The following is a 688-nucleotide window of genomic DNA, read 5'->3' as shown; positions in this document are numbered from 1 at the left end:
CGCGCTTCGAACCGTTATCAACAAGCATGATCCTCGTGTTGCTTCGGTTTGGGTTCATCTGCGTCGGGTACGGATCTGCACTGGTCTCAAGCCCTCGTTGCGGCGTCGAAGATCGCGGCGAGGCCATGCTGATTCAACTCGTGCAAGACAGCGGAAATCCCGAGACCCCTTCTCGCTGCCCGCAAGGGTCGTGCGGTAGGAGCCCGCTTGCGGGCGACCGCGGCGGCGCCCGCAGCGTCCGAGATCGCCGGCAAGCCGGCTCCTACCGCAGGCGCAACCAGCCGGGGGCGGTCCCGCCCGTTTCCGGGGTGCGGCCGCAAAATAACGTACATTAGGAAGCGCCATGACAGGCAGACAACACAATCCCTTCAAGTAGTATGTCCGGTATTGAGCACATCTTTCGATGCCGCACCCTGATCGGCGCGAGAAAAGCGATCGATCAGATTCAATGCACGAAAACGAAATATCCGAGCCGTCGTCGATGGCGCACTGGCCGTACATCGTGCGCTGGGTCCAGGTCTGCTGGAGTCGGTCTACGAGTTGGCCCTCGCGTATGAGCTGGCACAACGCGGACTGACCGTTGAGCGCCAAGTACCGATTTCGATCGAATACCAAGGCGTCCCGCTGGGGGAAGGCTTCCGCGCCGATCTCATCGTCGAAGGCAAAGTGTTGCTGGAACTCAAATCGG

1 protein-coding gene is annotated in these 688 nt (G+C 60.8%); it reads left to right on the top strand.

Going from position 1 to position 688, the window contains the following annotated elements; genetic code table 11:
• Window positions 1–438 precede the first annotated feature (438 nt).
• The coding region (locus CKO27_RS23990) for a GxxExxY protein (protein ID WP_338116184.1) at window positions 439–688 on the top strand (250 nt) is incomplete at its 3' end.

Origin of the sequence: Thiocystis violacea, from assembly GCF_016583575.1 — a bacterium.
Classification (GTDB): Bacteria; Pseudomonadota; Gammaproteobacteria; order Chromatiales; family Chromatiaceae; genus Thiocystis; species Thiocystis violacea.
Note: the sequence above shows the minus strand (reverse complement) of the source record. Positions and strands in the feature narration are given on the sequence as shown.